Source organism: Amycolatopsis plumensis, from assembly GCF_042652605.1.
Lineage (GTDB): Bacteria > Actinomycetota > Actinomycetes > Mycobacteriales > Pseudonocardiaceae > Amycolatopsis > Amycolatopsis plumensis.
Map to the genome: position 1 here is coordinate 5566315 of NZ_JBHSJY010000001.1, position 25067 is coordinate 5591381.

20 protein-coding genes are annotated in these 25067 nt (G+C 71.0%); 10 read left to right on the plus strand and 10 right to left on the minus strand.

All coding sequences use genetic code 11. From position 1 onward, the window contains the following. Positions 1-63 precede the first annotated feature (63 nt). The 4 genes from ACFPLC_RS27285 to ACFPLC_RS27300 form a co-directional block, all read right to left on the minus strand. The gene (locus tag ACFPLC_RS27285) at positions 64-924 is read right to left on the minus strand and encodes an amino acid ABC transporter permease (protein ID WP_378202929.1); all 861 of its coding nucleotides are present in this window, start codon (positions 922-924) and stop codon (positions 64-66) included. Then, positions 921-1568, minus strand: a complete 648-nt coding sequence (locus tag ACFPLC_RS27290; protein ID WP_378202926.1) for an amino acid ABC transporter permease — start codon at positions 1566-1568, stop codon at positions 921-923. The genes ACFPLC_RS27285 and ACFPLC_RS27290 overlap by 4 nt, the downstream gene beginning before the upstream one ends. An 86-nt stretch (positions 1569-1654) precedes the next feature. Next, a complete protein-coding gene (locus tag ACFPLC_RS27295) occupies positions 1655-2581 on the minus strand; it encodes a glutamate ABC transporter substrate-binding protein (RefSeq protein WP_378202923.1) in 927 nt (308 codons plus the stop codon). 58 nt (positions 2582-2639) lie between these two features. After that, positions 2640-3368 carry an amino acid ABC transporter ATP-binding protein gene (locus ACFPLC_RS27300; protein ID WP_361099240.1) on the minus strand — a complete coding sequence of 243 codons (729 nt, stop codon included), beginning with the start codon at positions 3366-3368 and terminating at the stop codon, positions 2640-2642. Positions 3369-3646: 278 nt separating this feature from the next. On the opposite strand from ACFPLC_RS27300, the gene ACFPLC_RS27305 reads away from it, so the two are divergent. Both ACFPLC_RS27305 and ACFPLC_RS27310 read left to right on the plus strand, forming a co-directional pair. After that, a complete protein-coding gene (locus ACFPLC_RS27305) occupies positions 3647-4321 on the plus strand; it encodes a response regulator transcription factor (RefSeq protein ID WP_191311144.1) in 675 nt (224 codons plus the stop codon). A 5-nt stretch (positions 4322-4326) separates the two neighbouring features. Then, positions 4327-5724: a sensor histidine kinase gene (locus tag ACFPLC_RS27310; protein WP_378202922.1), complete on the plus strand. Its 1398-nt coding sequence runs from the start codon at positions 4327-4329 to the stop codon at positions 5722-5724. On the opposite strand, the gene ACFPLC_RS27315 is transcribed toward ACFPLC_RS27310, so the two are convergent. Both ACFPLC_RS27315 and ACFPLC_RS27320 read right to left on the minus strand, forming a co-directional pair. Beyond that, positions 5721-6647 (minus strand): TAXI family TRAP transporter solute-binding subunit, encoded by a 927-nt coding sequence (locus tag ACFPLC_RS27315; protein WP_378202919.1) that lies wholly within the window; start codon positions 6645-6647, stop codon positions 5721-5723. The genes ACFPLC_RS27310 and ACFPLC_RS27315 overlap by 4 nt on opposite strands. A 49-nt stretch (positions 6648-6696) precedes the next feature. Then, positions 6697-7203: a DUF2231 domain-containing protein gene (locus ACFPLC_RS27320; protein ID WP_378202916.1), complete on the minus strand. Its 507-nt coding sequence runs from the start codon at positions 7201-7203 to the stop codon at positions 6697-6699. A gap of 115 nt (positions 7204-7318) precedes the next feature. Here ACFPLC_RS27320 and ACFPLC_RS27325 point away from each other — a divergent pair, with 115 nt between their 5' ends. The 3 genes from ACFPLC_RS27325 (at position 7319) to ACFPLC_RS27335 (ending at position 11396) form a co-directional block, all read left to right on the plus strand. After that, complete coding sequence (locus ACFPLC_RS27325; RefSeq protein ID WP_378202913.1) at positions 7319-7999, plus strand: helix-turn-helix transcriptional regulator; 681 nt, start codon at positions 7319-7321, stop codon at positions 7997-7999. Positions 8000-8220: 221 nt separating this feature from the next. Then, on the plus strand, positions 8221-10071 hold the full coding sequence (locus tag ACFPLC_RS27330; RefSeq protein WP_378202910.1) for an autotransporter-associated beta strand repeat-containing protein: 1851 nt from the start codon (positions 8221-8223) through the stop codon (positions 10069-10071). Next, complete coding sequence (locus tag ACFPLC_RS27335) at positions 10068-11396, plus strand: jacalin-like lectin (protein WP_378202907.1); 1329 nt, start codon at positions 10068-10070, stop codon at positions 11394-11396. The genes ACFPLC_RS27330 and ACFPLC_RS27335 overlap by 4 nt, the downstream gene beginning before the upstream one ends. Here ACFPLC_RS27335 and ACFPLC_RS27340 read toward each other — a convergent pair. Further along, positions 11381-12085, minus strand: coding sequence for a protein kinase family protein (locus ACFPLC_RS27340; protein ID WP_378202904.1), 705 nt, complete (start codon positions 12083-12085; stop codon positions 11381-11383). The genes ACFPLC_RS27335 and ACFPLC_RS27340 overlap by 16 nt on opposite strands. 182 nt (positions 12086-12267) lie before the next feature. Further along, the gene (locus ACFPLC_RS27345; RefSeq protein WP_378202902.1) at positions 12268-16317 is read right to left on the minus strand and encodes a family 43 glycosylhydrolase; all 4050 of its coding nucleotides are present in this window, start codon (positions 16315-16317) and stop codon (positions 12268-12270) included. A 269-nt stretch (positions 16318-16586) separates the two neighbouring features. Here ACFPLC_RS27345 and ACFPLC_RS27350 point away from each other — a divergent pair, with 269 nt between their 5' ends. The 3 genes from ACFPLC_RS27350 to ACFPLC_RS27360 all read left to right on the plus strand — a co-directional run bounded on the left by ACFPLC_RS27350 (position 16587) and on the right by ACFPLC_RS27360 (position 21249). Continuing rightward, a complete protein-coding gene (locus ACFPLC_RS27350) occupies positions 16587-17960 on the plus strand; it encodes a glycoside hydrolase family 43 protein (protein WP_378202899.1) in 1374 nt (457 codons plus the stop codon). Between the two features lie 21 nt (positions 17961-17981). Then, positions 17982-19418 carry an RICIN domain-containing protein gene (locus tag ACFPLC_RS27355; protein WP_378202896.1) on the plus strand — a complete coding sequence of 479 codons (1437 nt, stop codon included), beginning with the start codon at positions 17982-17984 and terminating at the stop codon, positions 19416-19418. Between the two features lie 79 nt (positions 19419-19497). After that, the gene (locus tag ACFPLC_RS27360; protein WP_378202893.1) at positions 19498-21249 is read left to right on the plus strand and encodes a cellulase family glycosylhydrolase; all 1752 of its coding nucleotides are present in this window, start codon (positions 19498-19500) and stop codon (positions 21247-21249) included. Positions 21250-21298: 49 nt separating this feature from the next. On the opposite strand, the gene ACFPLC_RS27365 is transcribed toward ACFPLC_RS27360, so the two are convergent. After that, positions 21299-21970 (minus strand): TetR/AcrR family transcriptional regulator, encoded by a 672-nt coding sequence (locus ACFPLC_RS27365; RefSeq protein ID WP_378202890.1) that lies wholly within the window; start codon positions 21968-21970, stop codon positions 21299-21301. Between the two features lie 83 nt (positions 21971-22053). On the opposite strand from ACFPLC_RS27365, the gene ACFPLC_RS27370 reads away from it, so the two are divergent. Continuing rightward, the gene (locus ACFPLC_RS27370) at positions 22054-23157 is read left to right on the plus strand and encodes an FAD-dependent oxidoreductase (RefSeq protein ID WP_378202887.1); all 1104 of its coding nucleotides are present in this window, start codon (positions 22054-22056) and stop codon (positions 23155-23157) included. Here the strand turns inward: ACFPLC_RS27370 and ACFPLC_RS27375 are convergent, their stop codons facing one another. Then, entirely contained in the window at positions 23158-23865 is a 708-nt protein-coding gene (locus tag ACFPLC_RS27375; RefSeq protein WP_378202884.1) for a TetR/AcrR family transcriptional regulator, read from the minus strand. It lies immediately after the preceding gene. Positions 23866-23933: 68 nt separating this feature from the next. Between ACFPLC_RS27375 and ACFPLC_RS27380 the strand changes: the two genes are divergently transcribed. Further along, complete coding sequence (locus tag ACFPLC_RS27380) at positions 23934-25046, plus strand: FAD-dependent oxidoreductase (RefSeq protein ID WP_378202881.1); 1113 nt, start codon at positions 23934-23936, stop codon at positions 25044-25046. The last annotated feature ends 21 nt before the right edge of the window (positions 25047-25067 follow it).

Sequence of the window (25067 nt, forward strand, 5' to 3'; positions counted from 1 at the left end):
AGGGGACACCCCGGGACACGACAAGGCCCCCGGGACGTGTCCCGGGGGCCTCGAACGGGTGACTCAGGCCGAAGCGGCCACGAGGTCGTCGGTCGCGGCGGGCGGGGCGGCCACGACCTTCTTGTTGCGGCGGTTGCGCCGCTCCAGGTACGTCGCCAGCGCCGTCAGCAGCAGGCACATCACGACGTAGATGGCGGTCGCCACGATCGTCGACGGCACGATCGGCCGCCCGAACGTGCCCTGCGAACCGATGTAGCGGGCGTAGTAGAGCAGCTCCTGATAGGTGATGATGAAGCCGAGCGCGGTGTCCTTCAGCAGGACGACGAGCTGGCTGATGATCGTCGGCAGCATCGCCCGGATCGCCTGCGGCAGCAGGACCAGGAACATCACCTGGGTCTTGCGCATGCCCAGCGCGTACGCGGCTTCGCTCTGGCCCTTCGGCAGCGACTGGATGCCCGCGCGGAAGACCTCGGCCAGCACCGAGCCGTTGTACAGCGTCAGGCCGAGGACCACGCCGAGGAACGGGCTCGTCGGCACGCCGACGGTCGGCAGGCCGAAGTAGAAGAGGAACATCAGGATCAGCGCGGGGATGGCGCGGAAGAACTCGACGACGAACCCGGAGATCCGGCGGACCCAGGCGTGGTCCGACAGCCGGCCGGCCGCGAAGATCGCACCGAAGATCAGCGCCAGCACGGCCGCGGCGGCGAACGCCTGGAGCGTCGAGAGCACCGCGTTGCCCAGGTCGCGCTGCACCTGCGCGTACTGCAGCCACTCCCACTTGCGGGCGGTGAACTGGCCGCTGTCGTAGAAGCGCCACCCGATGTAGGCGACGAACGCGAGAACCACGAGCGTGCCGAGCACCGCGTACGTGCGGTACCGCAGCCGCGCCTTCGGCCCCGGGACGTCGAACAGGACGTTGCTCATCGGGCCACGCTCCAGCGCTTCTCCAGGCTGCGTTGGACGAACGACAGCACGGCGACCAGGATGATGAAGCCGAGCGCGACCCACAGCAGCCCGATCAGCTGGTTCTCACCGCGTTCGGACAGGTACGAGCGGATCGCGCCGGCCTCGGCGACCGAGAAACCGGCCGCGATGGTGGTGTTCTTTAGCAACGCGATCAGCGTGCTGATCAGCGGGGGGACGACCGAGCGCAGCGCCTGCGGCAGCACGACCTGGCCGAGGATCTGGCCGAAGGTCAGCCCCAGCGCCCGGCCCGCCTCGGCCTGGCCCACCGGCACGGTGTTGATGCCCGAGCGCACGACCTCGCAGATGAACGCCGAGGTGTACACGATCAGGGCGGTCACGGCGGCCGGGAAGTAGTCGAGCTTGACGATGTCCAGCAGCGGGTACGCGAACACGAAGAACGCGAACACCAGGGTGAGCGGCGTGTTCCGGGCGATCGTCACGTACGCCGTGCCGACGGCGCGGAAGACGGGGACCGGGCTCACCCGCAGCATGGCCAGGATGGTGCCCCAGATCAGGCTGCCCACGGCCGAGAGCAGGAACAGTTCGATCGTGGTGAGGAAGAACGGACCGAACAGGTCCAGGTTGTTGAGCAGGACGTCCATGGAGCCTTCCCCGCGTCCGTGGTCAGGTGGTGGATGGAGAAGGCCGGTGGACCGGGAAGCCCGATCCACCGGCCGTCACGCGAGCGTCAGTACTTCTCGAGGGTCGGCTTCTTGGCGGGCGAACCCGACTTGCCGAGCGTCGCGGCGTAGATCTTGTCCCAGGTGCCGTCGTCCAGCGCCTTCTGCAGGATCTCGTTGACCTTGTCGCGCAGGACCTTGTCGTCCTTGTTCAGGCCGATGCCGTACTTCTCCGTGGAGAACGTCTGGCCGACGACCTTCAGGTTGTCCGGGTCCTGGGCCGCGTAGCCCTTGAGGATCGCGTCGTCGGTGGTGACCGCGTCGACGTCCTTCGACAGCAGCTTCTCGACGCACTGCGAGTACTTCTGGAACTCGACGATGTTGCCCGGCTCGGTCAGGTTCTCCGAGCGGACCTTCTGGATCGGGGTCGAGCCGGTGACCGAGCAGACCTTCTTGCCCTTGAGGGTGTCCTTGCCGGTGATCGAGCTGTCGTCCTTGCGCACCAGCAGGTCCTGGCCGGCGACGAAGTACGGGCCGGCGAAGGAGACGAGCGCCTTGCGCTTGTCGGTGATCGAGTACGTGCCGACGTAGTAGTTCACGTCGCCGTTCGCGATCGTCTGCTCACGGGCACCCGAGTCGACCGTGCGGAAGGTGATCTTCTCCGGGTCGAAGCCGAGGCCGGCCGAGACGAGCTTGGCGATCTCGATGTCGAAGCCGCCGAACTTGCCGGTCGTCGGGTCCTTCAGGCCGAGGCCCGGCTGGTCGTCCTTGGCGCCGACGGTCAGTGCGCCCGCCGACTTCATCTTGGCGAACACCGGCGAGCCCTGCAGGTCGACGCCCTGCGCGACCGGGTAGCTCAGCGCCGCCGGGGCGTTCGTGCCGCTCTGGTCGCCCGAGCCCGGCGAAGTCGGCGTGCCTTCCTTGCCACAGGCGGTCAGCGTGGTCAGCGCCAGGCCACCGGCGAGCAGTCCCACCGCAAGGGTGCGGATCCTCATGTGAATCTCTCCTGTGTGTCGTCACCCGGACGCCGACGGCGCCGCGGAACGTTGGTTCTCAGTGAGTCAGGATCTTGCCGAGGAAGTCCTTCGCGCGCTCGCTCTTCGGCGCGGTGAAGAACTCTTCGGGTGTCGTGTCCTCGACGATCTCGCCGTCGGCCATGAAGATCACCCGATCGGCTGCCCTCCGGGCGAAGCCCATCTCGTGGGTGACGACGAGCATCGTCATGCCGTCCTTGGCCAGACCGGTCATCACGTCGAGGACCTCCTGGACCATCTCCGGGTCCAGTGCCGAGGTCGGCTCGTCGAACAACATGACCTTGGGCCGCATGGCCAGCGCCCGCGCGATGGCGACGCGCTGCTGCTGACCACCCGAAAGCTGCGCCGGGTACTTGTCGGCCTGGTTGGCGATGCCGACCCGCTCCAGCAGCTCCATCGCGGTCTTGCGCGCTTCGGCCTGCGGGGTCTTGCGGACCTTCACCGGCGCGAGCATCACGTTCTCGACGATGGTCTTGTGCGCGAACAGGTTGAACGACTGGAACACCATGCCGACGTCGGCCCGCAGCGCGGCCAGTGCCTTGCCCTCGGCGGGCAGCGGGACGCCGTCGACGGCGATCTCGCCCGAGTTGATCGGCTCCAGCCGGTTGATCGCCCGGCACAGGGTCGACTTGCCCGAGCCCGACGGGCCGAGCACCACGACGACCTGGCCGCGAGGCACCTCGAGCGTGATCTCCCTGAGCACGTGCAGGTCGCCGAAGTACTTGTTCACGGCGGACGCCTTGATCATCGGCGCCGCCACCTCCGCGGTCATCTGGCCTCCCGGGTCGTTCGTGCAAATCGGGCATGGGTCACCACGCGATGGCGAGAACCTACCGTTGCTTTACCGGCTGGCAAGGCCGCTTGAGCAATACTTAGGGTTTCAAGTGAGTATCGATGTCCAATTTGGCGGGTGTCCACCCGAGGTCACGGGGAGTGACCGTCCGGGTGGCCGGTGCGGGAGCCGCCCGGACGTCCTAGAGTTCGCGTCACCGGCCGGTGGAGCAGGTCACCATGGGAGGCGGACGGGTGCGGGTGCTGCTGGTGGAGGACGACGACCGGGTCGCGGGTGCGCTCATCCCGGCGCTGACCCGCCGTGGCCTGGCGATCGCCCGGCTGGCCACCGGCGCCGGCGTGCTCGACCGGGTGCACGAGGTCGACGTCATCCTGCTCGACCTCGGCCTGCCGGACATCGACGGCGTGACGCTGTGCCGCCAGATCCGCGCGGTCAGCGACGTCGCGATCATCGTCGTCTCGGCGCGCGGCGAGGTCGACGACCGGATCCAGGGCCTGCGCGCGGGCGCCGACGACTACCTGGTCAAGCCCTACGACGTCGAGGAGCTGCTCGCCCGGGTCGAGGCCGTGCGCCGCCGCCGCGGGGAGCACCCCGCCGCCGAGCCGGTGGTCATCCGGGTCGGGGACGTCACCGTCGACGTCTCGCGGCACGAGGTGCTGGTCGGCGGCAAGGCGGTCGCGCTGTCCCGCAAGGAGTTCCAGGTGCTGGCGCTGGTGGCGGGCGCGCGCGGCGCGGTCTGCTCGCGCGAGCACGTGCTCACCGAGGTGTGGGGCCACCGCGGCCCGGCGGAGAGCCGTTCGCTGGACGTCCACGTCGCGACGCTGCGGACGAAGCTGGGCCGCCCGGCGCTCATCGAGACGGTCCGCGGGGTCGGGTACCGGCTCGGCGGCCAGGTCGCCCGGAGCTGAGGGGCGTGCGCGTCCGGCTGCAGGGCATCGTGCTGACGCTGGTGGCGTTGCTGGTGTTCGGCCTGGGCATCCCGCTGGCCAGGAGCATCGCGGCCGGCGCGCAGCAGGACCTGTTCCTCGACCGGCTGACCGACACGGCCCGGTTCGCGTCGCTGGCGCAGCGGCCGCTGCTGGACAACAAGTCGTCGCTGATCGAACCCGACTTGACCCGCTACCACGAGGTGTACGGCGTCCAGGCGGTGGTCGTCGACCAGGACGGCAAGGTGTTCGCCTCGTCGTTCGTGCCGTCCGCCCCGCACATCGACCTCGACGACGAGCGGATCAGCGGGCCGGTCCACGAGGCGCTGGCCGGGCGCCGGTCCCAGCCCGCGGGGGTGCTGATGCCGTGGGATTCGACGCCGCTGGTGCTGGCCGAGCCGGTGCTCGCCGACGGCGAGGTGCACGGCGCGGTGCTCACCGTGTCCGACACCGGCGCGGAGCGCGCGGACGTGCTGTGGTGGTGGCTGCTGCTCACCGCGGGCGGGATCCTCGCCTTCACCCTGGCCCTGGCCGTGGCGGTCCCGGTGGTCCGCTGGATCCTGCGGCCGGTGCACCGGCTCGACGACGCGACCGGTGCGCTGGTGGCGTCGGTGCTCAGCGGCCGGGAGGCCGAGCCGGTCGGGGAAAGCGGCGGGCCGCCGGAGCTGCGGCAGCTCGGCCGCTCGTTCGACCGGATGGCGTCGAGCGTGTCGGGCGCGCTGGCGGCGCAGCGCGCGTTCGTCGCCGACGCGTCCCACCAGCTGCGCAACCCGCTGACGGCGCTGAAGATCCGGCTGGGCAACCTCGAGGGCCACGTCGACGACGAACCGGCGGCCGCCGACCTGGAGGCGGCCCGGGTCGACGCGGGCCGGCTGCACCAGATCCTGGACGGGCTGCTGTCGATGGCCCGCGCCGAGGCCTCCGGCGGCGAGCTGGACCCGGTGGTGCTGGACGAGGCCGTGGCGGAGCGCGTCGCGGACTGGTCGGTGGTCGGCGAGGCCCGCGACGTGCGGCTGGTGGTGGAGACGTCGGGCGACGGGGCGCGCGTGTGCATGCCGCCGCGGGGCGCCGAGACGATCTTGGACGCGTTGCTGGACAACGCGCTGAAGTTCACCGCGTCGGGCACGGAGATCCTGATCGCGGTCGCTCGTTCGGGTGACCGCGTGCGGTTGTCGGTGCGTGACCACGGGCCGGGGCTGCCCCCGGACGAGCTCGACCGGGCGCTGGACCGGTTCTGGCGCAGCCCGGCGCACCAGAACGTGCCGGGGTCGGGGCTGGGGCTGGCGATCGTGAGCGAGATCGTCGCGCATTCGGACGGGGAGCTGGAGCTGGATCTGCCGGAGGGTGGCGGGCTGCGGATCTCGATGGTGTTCCCGGTGGCCTAGGTCTTCTGCGACCGGTAATACCGCAGCGCGCCCGGGTGCAGCGGGACCGGCTGGGTCTCGATGCCCGGGTGGACGTCGATCGACAGGGCCGCCGAGTTCGCGCTCGCCAGCTCGTGGCGGGCGTCGAACAGGCCGCGCACCAGGGCCTCGGCCACGTCGTCCGGCATCGACTTCGGGACCACCAGGAAGTTCGGCACCACCAGCGTCGTCACCGGGAGGACCTCCTTGTACGTGCTCGCCGGGATCGTCGCGGTGCTGTAGACCTGGCTGCGTGCCTGCACCTTCGGCATCACGTCGGCGAGGTCGAGCAGGTGCAGCCGGCCCTGGTTCTCCGGCTCCAGCAGCTTCGGCGTGGGCAGGCCGCCGGACCAGAAGAACGCGTCGACCTCGTGGTTGCGCAGCGCGAGGACGGATTCGTCGAGGCCGCGGGTGGTCGTGCTGACCGAGTCCTGCAGCCCGAGCAGGTTCAGCAGCCAGTTGGCGATGTACTCGACGCCGGACTGCGGTGAGCCGATCGCGACCCGGTGGCCCCTCAGCTGGGACACCGACCGGATGTCGGAGTCGGAGCGGACGACGACGTGCAGGTAGTCGTCGTGGATCCGGGCGAGCGCGGCGAAACCGGGCCGGTCCTGGTACTGGGCCGCGGCGACGTCGGCCGCGACGAAGGCGACGTCGGCCTCGCCGGCGAGCACCTTGGCGACGTTGTCCGGCGAGCCCTGGGTCTGCAGCACCTGCGGCCGGTCGACGTCCAGGCCGGTCTGCCACGCGCTGGCGAGGGTCTGGGCGAGCTTGTAGTAGACGCCGCCGGAGTTGCCCGCCGCGATCCGCAGCTTGAGCCCGCCGAACCCGGGTGTGCAGGCGGTGAGCACCAGCAGGAGGGCGGCCGCGATCGCGAGTCCGCGGGTCCGCCTCCAGCCGGTCACGGCCCGATCGTGCCAGACTCCCGGCCCGGCGGGGCAGATTACCCGCGGTTCAGGAGCGGTAGCCCTCCGCCTGGGTGGCCTCGGCCGCGACGCGGACGCCGTAGCGGTAGGCCAGCTTGCCGCCCAGGTAGCCCGACACGCCGAGCGCCAGCAGCGCGACGATCGACAGCACGAACGGCCCCGCTTCGACCGGCCCCTCGTCGGTCGTCCGGCGCCAGAAGAACCCCGCGACGAAGGCGGCCGTCACCGCCAGGTTGAGGCTCATGTGCGTCAGCCCCGTGCGGAACGCGCGGGTGCCGCGGGGGATCGCCAGCAGGTCCAGCGCGCCGACGAGGGCGGCCGCGAGCGCGCCGATGACGCCGATCGCGATCAGCCAGAGCGCGCCGCGGGCCAGGTAGCCCGGGTCGTCGACGATCAGCGACCCGATGTCGAACACCAGGCTCGACACCCAGGCGCCGATCGGGACGGTGACCAGGATCGGGTGGAACGGATGCCCGTACGGTCCGGCCAGCACCGCGTTCACCGGCTGCTTCGACTGCTCGACGTGCTGGGTCATGGCGGCTCCTTTTCGCCAATGAAGTTTGGTCTTACGTGCCGGAGGGGTCAAGGCGGGCCGGTCCGCGTGACCCGATCGGAGTCAAGGACAGCCGATTCGGTGTTAGCCTGCGGGCGTGGAGCCGATCACCGCGGTGGCCGCGCTGGACGACCCGTCGCGGCGCGGCATGTACGCGCACATCCGCCGGGCGCGGCGCCCGGTCACCCGGGACGAGGCCGCCGAGGCGGTCGGGATCTCGCGCAAGCTCGCGGCCTTCCACCTCGACAAGCTCGTCGCGGCCGGGCTGCTGCAGACCCGGTACGAGTTCGCCGGCGGCGTCCGCAAGGTCGGCCGCGCTCCCAAGGTGTACGAACCCTCCGGCGTCGAAGTGCGCGTCAGCATCCCGCCGCGCCACCACGACGTCCTCGCCGGGATCCTGCTGGACGCCGTCCTCGAGGAACGCGGCGGCGAGACGGCCCGCGACGCCGCCCTGCGTGCCGCGCACCGGCACGGCGAGGTGCTCGGCGCCGCCGAACGCGAGCGGGTCCGGCCCGGGCGCCTGGGCACCGAGCGGGCGCTGACCCTGGCCTCGGCGCTGGTCGAGCGGCACGGCTTCGAACCGGACCGGGAAACCCCGGCCTGCCTGCGGCTGCGCAACTGCCCGTTCCACCCGCTCGCGGCGAAGGCACCCGAGCTGGTGTGCGCCATCAACCAGGCGTTCCTCGGCGGGGTGCTCGACGGCCTGCAGGCGGCGACGGTCGAAGCCGTGCTCGACCCGCGGGCGGGGGAGTGCTGCGTGGAGCTGCGGCCCGCCTAGCTCACCGGTTGCGTCCAATTCGGACAGACGGCCCGCGCTGCCGGGACGTCGCCGTCGAAGTCCGGTTCGAGTGAATTCGTCGAATTCGCGATACCCCCGCAAAAGATCAGGTTACTGACCGGCGAATTACTCCGGACGCTCCTTGACCCGGATCGGCCCGGCGCTGATCATTCCCGCAGCGATTCCCCGCGCGCTTTCCCGCGCCTTCCCAGGAGAACCCCGTGAGCCTCGCGCCCTTGGACCGGCGGACCTTCCTGCGCTGGTCCGCGCTCGTCCCCGCCGTCGCCGCCGTGCCCGCCGTGCTGGGCGTGCCCGCCTGGGCGGAGGAGGCGACGGCGTTCGTCGACTCCTACCGCACCAACATCCCGGCCAACCACACCCCGGAGACCAACGCGGCGGTCCGGATCCTGAGCGGGATGCAGCGGGTCTGGCGCACCGGGTCCACTTGGGACAGTGGTGTGGTGCTCGACGCGGCGGTGCTGCGCGCGAACGTCCGGCACTGCGTCGCCGTCACCCGCGCCCGGACCGACGCCGAAGCCAAGCGCGCCTTCGTCCACGACCGCCAGCACCAGTCCTACGCCGCCATCGGCGGCCTCGGTCCCCTGGCCGACCTCTACCGCACCGGCGCCAAGGCCGTCACGAGCATCACCGCCGCACCCGACGGCACGCCGCCGTCGAAGATCGACGACGCCGTCCCGGCGAACGCCCCGGCGGGCTCGGCGCTCGGCGCCGGATCGCACGACTCGGAGCTCGGCCTGGTGGCCACGCTCGTGGACACCGTCCGCGGCAACTTCGCCTCGGGCAACCCGAGCAAGGCCGCCTACCAGTACCCGCGGCCGTGGCGGCTGACCGCGGACAGCCGGGTCGAGGACACCGGCCGGGTCGACGCGCTCGGCTTCCCGGTCTACCGCTCCGACGTCGTCGTCGCGCCGCAGCTGCTGCGGCAGCGCAGCACGACCCCGGCCGAGGACGGCGGCTTCCCCAGCGGCCACACCAACGCCTTCCACCTGGCCTGCCTCGCGCTCGCCTACGCGGTCCCCGAGCGGTTCCAGGAGCTGGTGGCGCGGGCCTACGACCTGTCCGACACGCGGATCGTCGCCGGGATGCACTCGCCGGTGGACGTGATCGGCGGCCGCACCCTGGCCACCGCGCTCACCGCCGCGACGCTCGCCGACCCGGAGAACGCGACGCTCAAGGCGGCGGCGCGCGAGCAGGCGCTGAAGTACTTCACCGCGAAGACCGGCACGACTCCCGACACGCTCTTCGCCCGCGCCCACACCGGCGCCGACGAATACGGCGACCGCCGCGCCAACGCCGCGATGGTCGCCCGCGGAGCGACCTACGGCCTGCCGGCCCGCGGCGCGCGTACGCCGATGCGCGTCCCCAAGGGGGCCGAAGTGCTCCTGGAGACGCGCCTGCCGTACCTGGACGCGGCGCAGCGGCGGGAGGTCCTGCGCACGACGGCGTTCCCGGCCGGGAACCCGCTGCTCGACGGCCCCGAGCTCTGGGGGCGGCTGAACCTCTTCGCCGCGGCCGACGGCTTCGGCGCGTTCGACACGAGTGTCCGCGTCACGATGGACGCCGCCCGCGGCGGGTTCAGCGCCAACGACAGCTGGCGCAACGACATCGGCGGCGACGGCGGGCTCGTCAAGGCGGGCACCGGGACGCTGACGCTGGCCGGGGCCAACAGCTATCGCGGCGGCACCCGCGTCGAAGCGGGCACGCTGGTCGCGGCGAACCCGGGTGCGCTGGGCACCGGAAACGCCGAACTCGCCGGTGGCTCGCTGCGCGCGTCCGGCCTCCGGGTGGGCGGCTACCACCAAACCGGCGGCACGCTGTCTCTCACCGCCGGGCCGCCACTGGTCGTGCGCGGCGACGCCACGCTGGAGCGCGGCAGCGTCCTGGAGCTCCGGATCGACGGCTCCTGCCCGTGGCACGAGGTCGACGTGCTGCGCGCGCGGCGGCTGCGCGGCCGGTTCGCCGCCATCCGAGCCGACCGCCCGGGTTTCCGGGTGGTTCCCCGGTACACCCCCACCGGTTTGTCCGTCCGAATCCTGCGGGAGTTCTCGTGAGAAAACGCATCGCCGCGTTGGCCGTCGCCGTCACGGTGTCCACTGTGGTCAGTCCGGCGGCCGCGCACGCGGCCACCGACGGCGGCAGTTTTTCGGTGCTGGCCTACAACGTCGCCGGCCTGCCGGAGAGCATCTCGAGCGCGCCGACGCCGCGTGATTCCGCCACGACGGCGATCGGGCAGCGGCTCGGCCCCTACGACGTCGTGCACGTCGAGGAGGACTTCAACTACCACGCGAAGCTCTACGCGGCCGACCAGCACCCGTACCGCACGCCCACCAGCGGCGGCGCGGGCATCGGCAGCGGGCTGAACACGCTGTCCTCGCTGCCCTACGACGCCGACGACTTCGAGCGGGTCCGCTGGACGTCCTGCCAGCTCGACTCGGGCGACTGCCTGACCCCGAAGGGCTTCACCTTCATGCGGGTGCGGCTGGCCCAGGGCGTGTACGTCGACTTCTACAACGCGCACACCAACGCGGGGACGAACGACGGCGACGAGGCCTCGCGCGCGTCGAACCTGGCCCAGCTGACCGCGTTCATCAAGACGCACTCGGCGGGCAACGCGGTCGTCGTCATGGGCGACACCAACACGCGCTACACCCGCGCGGCCGACACGATCGCGCAGTTCGGGGCGGACAACGGGCTGACCGACGCGTGGGTCAAGCTCGTGCGCGGCGGGGTCGCGCCTGCTCCGGGCAGCCCCGACCTCGTGTGCGACCAGCAAGCGCCCACCAACGACTGCGAGGTCGTCGACAAGGTGCTCTACCGCGGCAGCAAGCTCGTGAACCTCGACGCGACCTTCTACAACAACGAGCACGCGAAGTTCCTCGACGACCAGGGCCGGATGCTGTCCGACCACGACCCGATCACCGTGCGGTTCGCCTGGACCCGCAACCCGGCGCTGCAGCTGTCGGACCAGTTCGGCGGCCCGCACGGCGACTACTTCACCGACGTCCCCGCGGTGCCGGCGGGCGCCCGGGTGCGCACGTGGTCGCTGCGCAGCGGCAACCGCGTCGACCAGGTCGGCGTGACCCTGGAGAACGGCACCGCGCTCGCCCACGGCGGCACGGGCGGAACGGCGCAGTCGCTCACGCTCGGCGCCGGCGAGTACGTCACCACGGCGACCCTGTGCCAGGGCAAGTACAGCGGCACGACCCGGATCTTCTCGGCCCGGTTCACCACCAACCTCGGCCGCGTCCTCGCCGGCGGCTCGACGACGGGCGACTGCGTGACCCGCACGGCCCCGGACGGCTGGCAGCTCGCCGGCCTCCACGGGCGCACCGGCGCCGAGGTCGACAAGGTGGGATTCGTCTACACGCAGCGGTAATCGCCGGCGAGTCCTCTCGGCGCCCCGCGGTCCGGGATTCCCGGACGGCGGGGCGTCACGCTGTTCAGCAGCGCTTCGGCGACGGCCATGGTCGGCCGCGCGGTGGGGTCGGGGTGGAGCAGGTGCACCACGGCCTCGGTGAGCGGGTGGCGGCTTTGGCCGAGGTCGCCGCCCAGCGCCGCGTAGAGGGTGGCGCCCAGGGAGTACACCTCGGCCGGGAAGTCGGGAAAGCCGCCGTCGAGCACTTCGGGGGCGAGGAAGGCACCCAGGGCCTGTCCGCCGCCGACGATCCGGGCGTGGCCCTCGGCGGAGACGACGACGTGGTCCGGGTCGACGGCGGCGTGCAGGACGCCTTCGTCGTGCGCGGCGGCCAGCTCGGCGGCCAGCTGGGCCCCGAACCGGGCGACGAGCCCGGGGGCGAGCGTGCCGTGCTCGCCGAGGAGCTCGGTCAGCGTCCGCGCCCCCGGGTACTCGAGCACCAGGTAGGTGGTGCGGTCGTCGTCGACGACGTCACAGATGGCCGCTCGCGGCGCGGGGATGGTGGGCGCCGCGAGCGGCTCGTCGAACAGCGGCTTGACGGCGACGATCCGGTCGAGCCGTTCGTCCTGGGCGTGCCAGACCACCGTGCCCTGCCCGGCCGGGCCGAGCAGGCGGTACCGGTCGCCGATCAGTGTCCCTTCGCGCGCCACGTCGCGCTCCCTCCGTCGTCCACCGTCCTGCTGGGAGATACGGCCGGAAAGCGAATCCGGTTCGCTTGATCGCCACGTTTTCCCCCGGCCGGGTGGCGCCGCGCCCAGCCCCCAACGCAGTGAATGACTCATTCCTGGCATCGGACGCCAGGAATGAGTCATTCACTGCATGCGGGGGAAGCTCACCTGAGCGGCCGGACACTCCCGAGGGTGGGCACCACCTTCGCGATCGTCCCGTCGGCACCGAACCGCAGCCGGTCGATCGTCACCTCCCGGTGTGTCCCGTCGCCACCGGGGATGGCGAACCGGTGGTAGGCGATGTACCACTCGTCCTTGCCCGGCACCTGCACGATGCTGTGGTGGCCGGTGCCCAGGATGCCGAGCGACGGGTCCTTCTCCAGGATCACGCCCCGGTTCACCAGCCCGTCGCCCAGCGGGCTCGTCGCCGTGGCGTAGCCGACGCGGTAGTTCTCGCTGCCGGTGTCGTCGATCGACCACGTCAGGTGGTACGTCCCGGCGCGCTTGGTCATGAACAGCCCCTCGCGGAAGCCGTCGAGGCCGGTCAGGCGGGTGATCTTCGCCGGGTCGTACGACGTCAGGTCGGGGTTCAGCGGCACGACGTAGGCGTTGCCGTTGCCCCAGTACAGGTAGGTCTGCCCGTCGTCGTCGGTGAACACCGCCGGGTCGATCGCCTGGCCGCCCGCCGGGTTGGCCGCGATCAGCGGCTTGCCCAGCGCGTCGGTGAACGGACCGGCCGGGGACGAAGACACCGCGACGCCGATCTTGGCGTCCGCGCAGAAGTAGAAGTAGTACTTCCCGTTCTTTCCCGTGATCGTCGGTGCCCACGCCCGGCTGTCCGCCCAGGACACGTCCGGGCCGAGGTCGAGGATCTTCGGGTGCCGCGTCCAGGTGACGAGGTCCGTGCTCGACCACGCGTCGAACGTCGTCCCCGACCAGCCGGGATAGCCGTCCGTCGTGGCGTAGATGTAGTACGTGCCGCCGAAGCGGACGATGTTCGGGTCCGCGGTGAAGCCGGGCAGCACCGGGCTGTTCATCACCACCGCGCTGACCGTCCAGGTCCGCCTCTGCCAGCCGGAGCCGACGACGGAATAGCCGACCGGGCCGGTGAAGTCCTGCCGGGAACCGTTGTGGGGGAACACCTGCGTGCCGTCGGCCACCTGCAGCACCGGCGCCAGCCGCCGCACGTCTGTGCCTGGCTTCACCGGCAGGACGATCGTGCCCTTCGCGCTGTCGACGATCGCGGGCACCTTGAGCGAGTCGAGGTTCACCGAGCCGACGGCCGTCTCGTTGCCCGGCGCGCCGAGCACCTCCTTGGCGCTCAGGCCGCGGTTCCACACGGTGAACCGCCGCATCTTGCCCTGGAAGTACTTGTCGGCGCCGTAGGCCGACCGCCCGAGGTAGTTCGACGTCGTGATGCCCGCGCCGAGGTCGCCCGGTTTCGCCGTGACACCGTCCACTCGGGACACTTCGACGCCGTTGTCGTAGAGCCGCGCGGTGCCGTTGTCCAGGGTGTAGGTCAGCGTGTGCCAGGCGCCGCGGGTCAGTGCCCGTTTGCTGTCGGCGTTCTGCTCGGTCGACCAGTTGCCGGCGGCGATCGCGGCGCGGTAGGTGTCCCCGGTCGCGAAGAGGTAGCCGTCACCGGCGTTGTCCGTGCTGTTGCCGAGGTTCCAGAGGAAGTACGGCGTCTGCTGGGCGGGGTCGACCCAGACCTGCGCGGACACCGTGATCCCGCTCAGGCCGCTCATCAAGTTGTTCGGCAGCGCGACGTACCCGTCCTTGCCCGCGAAGGAAAGGCCCTCCGCCGAGCGCGTGACGCCACCGTGCATCGAGGCGTCCCGCCCGTTCCCGGAGACGTCGGTGACCGTGTCGCCCGAGCCCGCCGCCGTGAGGTCGTAGTCGGCGACGACGCCCTTCGCGTCGGCGGTCACCGGCGGCGGCCCCTGGCGCAGCCGGGCGAGTTCGGCCTTCGTCACCGGCAGCACCGTGCCGTGGCGGGGGCTCTTCGGGAGCTGGTACTCGGCCGGGATCGACCAATTCGGCTTGGCCAGGGAGTCGGTGACGAACGGGACGTACCCGCGGCGCGGCGTCTCGTCCATGAAGGCGTAGACCTTGGCGCTGTCGTTGGCCTTGAACACCGTCGGGCCCTCGACCCAGTCGGTGCCGAGCTTGGTGCGAATGCAGTCGGAGACGAGCTCCCAGTTGCGCGGCTTCGTCGCCGGGAGGTCCACCGCGCGCAGGTTCTTCGACCGCTCGAGCACGATGTCGCGCTCGCAGGAGCCGATCACCTTGCCGTCGGTGGTCAGGCGGTAGTAGAAGTCGCCGTCCTTGATGACGGTCGAGTCGATGACGCCTTCGCCGGGGTCGTTCCAGACCTGGGGCTTGCTGAAGGTCCGGAAGTCGCGGGTGGTCGCGTACATCATCCGCGGGTAGGTCGCACCGGTGTGGTCGACGTCCGTGGAGGCGTACGGGCTGGTGGCCCAGTAGACGACGTACGCGCCGATCGTCGGGTCGTAGGTCGCCTCGGGCGCCCACGTCATGCCGGCCGTGTCGTCGGAGACCCGGACGTGCCGCTGGTTCGACCAGGTCACCAGGTCGGTCGACTCCCAGATCTCCAGGTACTGGCTGCCGTGGCGCTGCGCCTGGTCCCAGCCGCGGCCGTCGTTGATCTGCAGGTCGGTGGCGACGATGTAGAACCGGTCGCCCTCCGGGCTGCGGACGATGAACGGGTCGCGCACGCCGGTCTCGCCGTAGTTCGAGCGCAGGACGGGCTTGCCGCCGTTGAGCTCGTCCCAGTGCAGCGGGTCGTTGCCGCGGCTGGCCGCGAAGTGGATCTGCTCGGTGTCCTGCGTCGCCTCGCCGGTGAAGTAGGCGAACATGTACCCCTCGAGCGCTTCCTTCTTCGGCAGCGGCAGGACAGTGAGGGTGAAGGAGCGTTCCGCCGTCGCCGAACCCTTCGTCGCGCGGACCGTGAGACGCGCCTTGGCCGGGCGCGCTCCGGCCGCGGGCCGGGTCACCTCCCCGGTGGCGGTGACCACCCGCGGGTCCTGGCTGCGCCAGGTCAGCGTGACGTCGCGGGCGCCCTGGACCGGGAGGGTGATGTTGCCGCGGATCGCGTCCTGGTCGGGGATGACGATGTCCTCGAGCGCGTTGTCGACCTTCTGCCGGTCGGTGATGTCCTGCAGCACGGTGACGGTGAAGGTGCGGCTCGCGCTCTGGCCGGCGTAGGAGACGGCGGCCGTCAAGGTCACCTTCGCGTTGCCGGCGCCGGGCGCGGGCCGCGTCACCACGCCGGTCGCCGACACCACGGCCGGGTTGCTCGACGTCCAGGCGATCGTCGAGCCACCGGCGCCCGTCCTGGGCAGGGAGAGGTCGTCCGTGACCGCGGAGGTGTCGCCGAGGTCGAGGGCGGCCGCGTCGGCCGTCGCGCGCCCGGCGGCGGTGCGTTCGCCGAGGGCGCGGGCTTCGTCGGCGGTCACCGCGCGGTCGTAGACGCGGAAGTCGCGGACGTTGCCCTTGAGGTACTTGTCGCCGTCGTAGACCGACCGGCCCAGGTAGTCGGCGGTCGTGGTGCCTCCGCCGATCGAGCCCGGCGTGATCGTGATGCCGGTCTTGCGGGCGGCCTCGATGCCGTCCTCGTACAGGACCGCGGTTCCGCCGCCGAGGGTGTAGGTGATCGTGCGCCAGCTGCCGCGGGCGAGGGTCCGGCTCGCGCTCGCGGTCTGTTCGGTGGACCAGTTGCCGGAGGCGATCGAGCCGCGGAAGGAGTCGCCCGTGGTGAACAGGTAGCCGTTCCCGGCGCCGCCGGCCGTGTTGCCCATGCCCCACAGGAAATACGGCGTGCCCTGGTCGGTGGCGACGTCGACCTGGACCGAAACCGTGATGTCCGTGAGATCCCGCATCAGGTTGTCGGGCAGGCGGACGTGCCCGTTCGTGCCGCCGAGGCGCAGGCCCTCGTCGCCTTGCCAGGTCGTGTCGCCGCTGACGGTGGCGTTGCGGCCGTGCCCCGACGCGTCGGGCACGGTCGTGCCGGAGCCGCCGGTCAGGTCGTAGCGGACGATCAGGCCGTCGTCCAGGGTCGCCGCGTGGCCGGAAGCGGCGAGGGCGGTGGTGGAGGCCGCGGCCACGGCCAGGGTGGCGAGGATCGCGGTCAGCGGGCGGGACCGCCGGAAGAACTTCGGCGACGACGTCGTCGCCGAAAGTCGAACGGGCATACTGGTTCTCCAGGAGGTGGGCGCCGACGGCGCGGGAAAGGGTGAGGCGGCGGATTCCGGGACCTGGGAACGGGTCGCCGAGCGCGGAGTGAGCGCTAACATAGCTGCCGATCCCCGCGGGGTCAATCGGCTGTTTTGCCTGGTGGTGTCCCGCGTCCCGACGATCGGCCCCTTGACACCGTGTGGCGCGGGTCACCTACACTACGACTGATTGTTAGCGCTAACAATTCGGTGTGTTGCCCGGTACTCGACGGCGAGATGGGTGGACGATGATCAGTCGACGCGGACTGATGGCGGGTGCGGCGGGAGCCGCGGTCGCCGGCGTGCTCGGTGGCAAGGCCTTCGCCCAAACGGCTTTCGGCGCCTACGTCATGGCGTACTTCACCGAGTCACCGTCCATGACGGGCGCGGACTACGGGCTGCACCTGGCGGTCAGCGCCGACGGCCTGGACTGGATGCCGCTCAACCAGAACAACCCGGTGGTGACGCCGACGGCGGGCACCGGCGGGCTGCGCGACCCCTTCGTGCTGCGCAAGCAGGACGGCCGGTTCGTCGTGCTGGCCACCGATCTCAAGGGCACCGACTGGTCACTGCAGAACCAGTACGTGCACGTCTGGGACTCCGCCGACCTGCGCGGGTTCACCGGCTACCGCCGGATCAAGCTGCATTCGATGGCCACGCACAGCTGGGCACCCGAGGCCTTCTGGGATCCCTCGCGCAACCAGTACGCGATCATCTACTCGGCGGCGTCCGGCGGCCACGACGTCATCATGGTCAACTACACCACCGATTTCGTGACGGTCAGCGCGCCGCAGGTGTTCTTCGACCCCGGCCACGCCACGATCGACGGCACGATGGCCACGATTGGCGGCGTCAACTACCTGTACGTCAAGAACAACACGAACAGCACCCTGGTCGGCCAGCGCTCCGGCTCGCTGGCCCCGGGCAGCTTCACCACCTACAAGACCGGGATCTCCCCCGGGCGAGGGGTGGAGGCGCCGCAGATCGTACCCGCGCTGTCGGGCAACCGCTGGTACCTGTGGGGCGACACGTGGAGCCCCAACGGCCGGTTCTTCTGCTGGGAGACCACCGATGTGGCGGCCGGGAACTGGACGCTGCTGAACGACCGCGCCTACACCCAGCCGCTGAACTCCAAGCACCCCGGGATCACGCCGATCACGGCCGCCGAGCGCTCCGCCCTCGTCGATCGGTGGGGTGCCCCGGCGTGGCGGCGGCTCAAGTCCTACAACTTCCCCGACCGCTACGTCCGGCACGCGGACTCCGTGGGACGCATCGACGCCTACCCGTTCGACCCGTACCAAGACCAGCTGTGGAAGCTCGTGCCGGGACTGGCCGACGCGTCCGGCGTGTCGTTCGAATCTTTCAACTACCCCGGCCGGTACCTGCGGCACTACGACTACGAACTGCGCCTGGCGGCCGACGACGGCTCGGCGACGTTCCGGGCGGACGCCACCTTCCACCAGGTGGCGGGGCTCGCCGACGCGAGCTGGTCGTCGTTCCGCTCGCACAACTACCCGGATCGGTACCTCCGGCACTACTCGTACGTGCTGCGGATCGACCCGCTCGGCAGCACATCCTCCACTGTGGACAAGCAGGACGCGACTTTCCGCGTCGGCTACTGACCCGCTCGCGAAGGAGCCGTCATGCTACGACGACGTGGCACGGTGTTGTCCCTGTTCCTGCTCGTCACCCTGCTGCTCGGCGCGCCCGGCGCGCACGCCGCGCCGGTGACGGTGACCAACGGGAGCCAGTTCACCGACACCTCCGGCGCCCTGGTGCACGCCCACGGCGGCGGGATGCTCAAGGTGGGCGCGTACTACTACTGGTTCGGCGAAAACCGCAACGCCGACGACACCTTCCGGGCCGTCTCGGCGTACCGCTCGACCGACCTGAAGACGTGGGAGTTCCGTGGCGACGTGCTGACGCAGTCGTCGGCGGCCGAGCTGGGCCGGGCGAAGATCGAGCGGCCCAAGGTGATCTACAACAGCTCGACCGGGCAGTACGTGATGTGGATGCACAAGGAGAACGGCGACGACTACGCCGAAGCCCGCGCGGCCGTGGCCACCTCTTCGACGGTCGACGGCAGCTACGCCTACCGCGGCAGCTTCCGCCCCCTGGGGGCGCACATGTCGCGGGACATCACGCTGTTCAAGGACGACGACGGAACCGCGTACATGGCGTCGGCGGCCCGCGAAAACGCCGACCTGAACGTCTACCGGCTCACCGCCGACTACACCGGGGTTTCGGCGCTGGTGAAGACGCTCTGGCCCGGCTCGTACCGCGAGGCACCGGCGCTGTTCAAGCGCAACGGCGTCTACTTCCTGCTCACCTCGGGCGCCACGGGCTGGCAGCCGAACCAGCAGAAGTACGCCACGGCCACGAGCGTCACCGGGACGTGGACCGGGTTGACGAACGTCGGTGACTCCACCGGTTTCGGCAGCCAGACCGCTTACGTGCTGCCCGTGCAGGGTTCGCAGGCGACCTCGTATCTCTACCTGGGTGACCGCTGGGCGGGGGCCTGGAACCGTCCGGTCAACGAGTCGCGGTACGTGTGGCTGCCGCTCGCGTTCCCGAGCGCCACGACGATGTCGATGAGCTGGTACCCGAAGGTCAGCGTCGACGCGGCGACCGGCGTGGTCGCGGGCGTCGGCTCCGGCAGCGCGTACGAGACGATGGTGGCGCGCCACAGCGGCAAGTGCGCGGACATCCCGGGTTCCTCCCGCAACGACGGCGTGGCACTGACGCAGTACACGTGCAACAACGGCGGGAACCAGCAGTGGAGCGTGCTCGACCTCGGCGACGGCTACGTCACCCTGATCGCCCGCCACAGCGGCAAGTGCCTCGGCATCGCGGGCGCCTCGACGGCGGACGGCGCGGCGGCGGAGCAGAGCACGTGCACTTCGGGCGCGAACCAGCAGTGGCAGGCGCAATCCGTTGGCGGCGGGTACGTCCGGTGGGTGGCACGCCACAGCGGGAAGTGCCTGGACGTCGTTTCGGCGTCAACGGCCGACGGTGCCGCGGTGGAGCAGTATCCGTGCACCGGTGTGACGAACCAGCAATGGCAGCGGAAGGCGGCCTGAACGGCTCCGTTCGGCCCTTGACGACCGGGTGGCGGCTCGCTAGCTTTTGCGAAACTCCTTCATGTTTGGAGCCGCCATCATGCGCATGCTCGTGGCTTTGCTCACCGCCGTGGCCATGACCTCCGGCGTCGTCGCCTCCGCCGTCGCCGAAGACGTTCCCCAGCACCGCCTGACCGTCCGCGGATCGGCCTTCGTCGACGAGTACGGCCGCGAAGTGGTCTTGCGCGGCTTCAACGTCTCCGGGGAAACGAAGCTCGCTGAAAACGGTTTCCTGCCGTTCGCCAACGCGGCCGACGCGCGCCGCTCGGCCCAGTCGATGCGGGCGCTCACCGGCGCGAACGCCGTGCGCTTCCCGATCGCGTGGGCGGGAACGCAGCCGGTGCGCGGGCCGGTGAACACGCAGTACCTGGCGGCGCTGACCGACCAGATGAAGGCGTTCCTGGACGAGGGTTTCACGATTCTCCCGGACTTCCACCAGGACCTGTTCTCCCGCTACCTGTTCAACCGCGGCAGCTGGTACACCGGCGACGGCGCGCCCCAGTGGGTCGTCGACCTCGGCGGCTACCCCGCGGAAAGCTGCGGCATCTGCGCGCACTGGGGCCAGAACATCACCCAGAACGGCGCGGTCCAGGACGCCACGAAGGACTTCTGGCACAACGCCCGCGGCGTCCAGGACGAGTTCGTCGGCATGGCCGTCCAGACGATGACTTACCTGCGCACGAATCTGAGCGCCGCGCAGTTCGCGGGCATCGCGGGCATGGACCCGTACAACGAGCCCTTCGCCGGCCGGTACGACTCGGGTCAGGACAGCAAGGCGTGGGAACAGAACGTGCTGTGGCCGTTCTTCCAGCGGTTCCGCGCCGCGATGGATTCCGCCGGCTGGCAGGACAAGCCCGCGTTCGTCGAGCCGAACATGTTCTGGAACGCCAACATCTCCTTCCAGCTCCACCCCGGCGGCTTCCAGGACACCGGCGTCATGGGCCCGCGGTACGTGTTCAACACGCACTTCTACGACCAGCTCGCCCAGTCCGGCGTCTTCATGCCGGGCAAGGCGGGCGACGGCCAGTACAGCGCGAGCTTCGGCACGGTCCGGGACCGCGCGGCCGCGCTGGGCACGACGGCGATCGTCACCGAGTTCGGCCACCCGATGACCGGCTACACCTCCGACAAGACCCCGACCGTGGACAAGGCGATGTACCAGGCGCTGGACTCCCGCGTCTCGGGTGCGAACTGGTGGCGCACGCCGGCGCAGTCGGGCCCGGTGCTCTCGGCGACGCAGTGGCAGTGGGACATCTACAGCGGCCGCCACCACGAGCTGATGAACGACAACCCGGACAAGGTCAAGACCGACGGCGACGCCTGGAACGGCGAGGACTTCTCCTCGGCCCGTACGGCGGACGACGGAACGGTCCAGCTCCGCCAGGACGCGCGGCTGCTCGACCGCCTCTACCCGGCCGCGGTGGCGGGCCACACGCTGGCGTTCACCTACGAGGACCGCTCGCGGGACGGCAGCCAGACGCTGACGTGGAACCGGATCCCGTCGACGATGCCGGCCACCGCGGCGCTGACCGGCACGGGCCGGTACGGCGTCCTCGTGTGGCAGGGGACCGACGCCGGGCCGCCGACCGAACTGCACGTTCCGGCGGGGATGACCCCGACGGTGGTGACCGACCTGGCCTCGGCCACCCGCGGGGGCGACCGCCTGCGCCTGCCGGCCACCCCGGGCCTGCACTACGCGCTGATCACGGAACCGGCGGCGGCCCCGACCGCGGCCCAGCTCGCGGCGGTCCGCGCGGAACTCGCGGCCTGGGCACCCACGGCGGCGAAGTAGTCCCACCGGCGTCGTGAGTGGTAAAGCGGGTTAGAACCCGCCTTGCCACTCACGACGTGCGGCGCTGGTGCAGGGCCGCGATCCCGGCCAGGAAGATGTCGACGCCCGCGAGGAACTGCTCGCGGTCGTCGTGCTCCCGCAGGTGGGTCGCGGCCTTGTGGACGAACGGGTACCGGGCGGGGTCGAGCGAGGCCCACTGCGCCGACACGCCGGCGAGGAACGCCGAGCGATCCCCCTGGTCGACGGCGAGCAGCCGCGCGTTGGCGGCGTTCTGCCCGGCGACGCCGAGCACGTAGTTGACGAGCGCGCCCGCGGCGTCGAACAACGCCCGCTCGGGGACGCCGAGCGCCTCGAGCAGCCCGCCGATGCGCTCGTAGATCTCCACCAGGGCGGGCCGCCACGGCTCGCGGGACAGCTGGGCGCCGACCCAGGGGTGGGCATCAATCGCGTCGAAGAGGCCGAGTGAGACCGTGCGCAGCGCTTCCCGCGGCTCGGCGTCGACGACCGCGTTGCTCGTCACGCGCGTGATGACGGCGTCGGTCGCCGCCGCGAGGAGGTCGCTCTTGTTCGCCACGTGGTGGTAGATCGCGCCGTAGCCGGTCGACAGGCGGGCGGTGAGCGCCCGGAAGGTCAGCGCGGCCTCGCCGCCGTCGTCCAGGATCGCGGCCGCCGCCTGCACGATCACTTCCTTGGACAGCCCGTCCGTGCGCCGTTTCGCCATGGGCTGATCATCGCATGATTGGAACGCCGATCCAAACTCGTGCTACCGTGGTCGTTGGAGCGTCAATCCAATCGGAGGAAACCATGACTGTCACGATCATCGGAGCCGGCCTCGGCGGGCTCGTCCTGGCTCGCGTCCTGCACCGGCACGGCATCGCGGCGGAGGTCTACGAAGCCGAAGCCTCACCGGCCGCGCGCCGCCAGGGCGGGATGCTCGACATCCACCCCTGGAACGGTCAGCCGGCGCTCGAAGCGGCCGGGCTGACCGAGGGCTTCCGGAACCTGGTCCTGCCGGGCCGGGAGTCCTCGCGTGTCGTCGACCGCCACGGCACCGTGCTGCTCGACCAGCCCGACGACGGCACCGGCGAGCGTCCCGAAGTGCAGCGCGGCGAGCTGCGGCAGCTGCTGCTCGACTCGCTGCCGCCCGGCACCGTCCACTGGGGACACAAGGTCGCCGGGGTGCGGTCCCTCGGCGACGGCGGCCACGAGGTGCACCTGGCCGACGGGACGAGTTTCGGCACGACCCTGCTGGTCGGCGCGGACGGTGCGTGGTCGAAGGTCCGGCCGCTGCTCTCCGCCGCCGTCCCGGAGTACGTCGGCGTATCGGTTGTCGAGACGTTCCTCTTCGACGGCGATGCCCGGCATCCCGCCGCCGCGAAGGTCGTCGGCGCCGGTGCGCTCTACGCGCTGGCGCCGGGCAAGGGGTTCGTCGCGCACCGGGAAAGCGGCGGGACCCTGCACACGTACGCGCAGCTGTTCAAGCCCCGGGACTGGCTCGCCGGGGCCGACGCCGCGACCGTGACGGCGCGGGTCGCCGAGGAGTTCGCCGGCTGGGCCCCCGAGCTGACCGCGCTGGTCACCGAAAGCGACACGCCGCCGGTGCTGCGCCGCCTCTGCACCCTGCCGGCCGGGCACCGCTGGGACCGCGTGCCGGGAGTGACCCTGCTCGGCGACGCGGCCCATCTCATGCCCCCGAACGGCGAAGGCGCCAATCTGGCCATGCTGGACGGCGCCGAACTCGGCCAGGCCCTCGCCGCCCACCCCGGCGACGTGGAGACCGCGCTCGCCGAGTACGAGCGGGCGATGTTCGCGCGGGCGGCCGCGGAAGCGGAGGACGAGGACATCTACGCGATCATGTTCGGCGAAGACGCCCCGCACGGGATGGTCGCCATGCTGACCGGGGCGTAGTTACTCGGCGTCGACGCCCTCGCCGATGCCTGCTCCGATGCCTGCTCCGATGCCGTCGAGCAGGAAGTTCAGGCCGACGCGGAAGGTCTGGTCGGCGTCGAGGTGGACGGCGTCGCGGACGACCGTCTCCAGCGCGCGGAACCGGCCGGTGGCGAACATCCGCTCGAGGTAGGGCCCGTGGGTGCGCTGCCACTGCCGCTGGTCCATGCCGCTGGCGCGCTCGGCCCGCCGTTCGGCGATCTCCCGGCGGACCGCGCCGATCACGTACGCGTCGACGGCGGCGGCCACCGGCATGACCACGTCCACGTCGACGCCGTCCAGCGCGGCCAGCACCGCCTCGCCCCTGGCCAGCGCGTTCGGGCCGAGCTGGGGGCGGCCGCCGATGAGGTCGGCGAACCACTCGTGCCGGTGGACGGCCCGGCGGGTGGCTTCGGCCACCGAAGTCAGCACCTCTCGCCAGTCTTCGCCTGCCGGGCGGATCTCGGCGTGCACCGCGTCGACCATCAGGTCGAGCAGCTCGTCCTTGGTGTCGATGTAGCCGTACAACCGCATCGGCCCGACGTCCAGCGCGGCGGCGATCTTGCGCAGCGACACCGCTTCCAGCCCGGCTTCATCGGCCAGTTCCACCGCTGTCCGGACGATCAGGTCCCGGCTCAGCGGGGCCGGCGCCGGCCGGTTCGCCGGCTCCGGCCGCTCCCACACCAACATGGGGGTGACAATACATCGGCTGCCGCGATACAGTGTATCGAGACGGACGGCGTATCGGAGGGGGATTCATGACCATCGCCATCGTGGGAGCCGGCATGGGCGGCTTGGCGCTTGCCCGGGTCCTGCACGTGAACGGCATCGAGGCCGTGGTGTACGAGCGGGACGCCGCGCGTGACGCCCGCCGTCAAGGCGGCATGCTCGACATCCATTCCGGGCAGCGGGCGCTGCGCGAGGCCGGGTTGCTCGAGCGGTTCCTGGCGATCGCCCGCAGGGAGGGGCAGGACATGCGCCTCCTGGAACCGGACGGCACCCTGCTGCTCCAGGAAGACACACCCGAAGACGCGCCGATGGCGCGTCCCGAGATCGACCGCACCGACCTGCGTAACCTGCTGCTCGACTCGCTGCCCGAGGGAACGGTCCGCTGGGGGCACGCTTTCGATCACGCCGAAGAGGGCGTCGTGCACTTCGCGAACGGCAGCAGCGCGCGCTACGACCTGTTGGTCGGCGCGGACGGCGCGAACTCCCGGGTCCGGTCCCTGCTGACCGACGCCCGTCCGGCCCACCTCGGCCAGAACGCGGTCGAGCTCGCGATCCCCGACATCGACCGCACCCACCCCGACCTCGCGGCCATGGTCGGCCGAGGCAACTACTGGGTGTTCGGCGACGGCAAGTCCTTGGCGGCCCAGCGCAACGGCGACGGCTGCGTCCGCATCGGCGTCAGCTTCTACAACACGGGAGAAGACTGGTTCACCACAAACGGAATCCGCTTCGACGACCCACCCGCGGTCCGCGCCCGCCTGATCGAGTTGCTGGCGGACTGGGACCCCCGGATCACCGCCCTGATCGCCGCAGCTTCCGACGACACGGTGGCACCCCGCCCCCTCGCCACGCTCCCGGTCGGCCTGACGTGGCCCTCGAACCCGACCGTCACCCTCGTCGGCGACGCGGCCCACCTGATGCCCCCGGTGGGAGAGGGAGCGAACATGGCCCTCCTCGACGGCGCGGTCCTGGGCGCGGCCCTGGCGGCGCACCCGGGAGATTTCGGAGCAGCGGTGGCGGAGTACGAGCAGGAGATGTTCGAGCGCACGGGCAAGGCCGCCCGCATGTCGGCGGACATGCAGGAGCTGCTGATGTCCCCGGACGCGAGCCGGAGGCTGCTGGAGTTCTTCCAGCCGAGCTGACGGGAGCGACTCCGGGCCGAA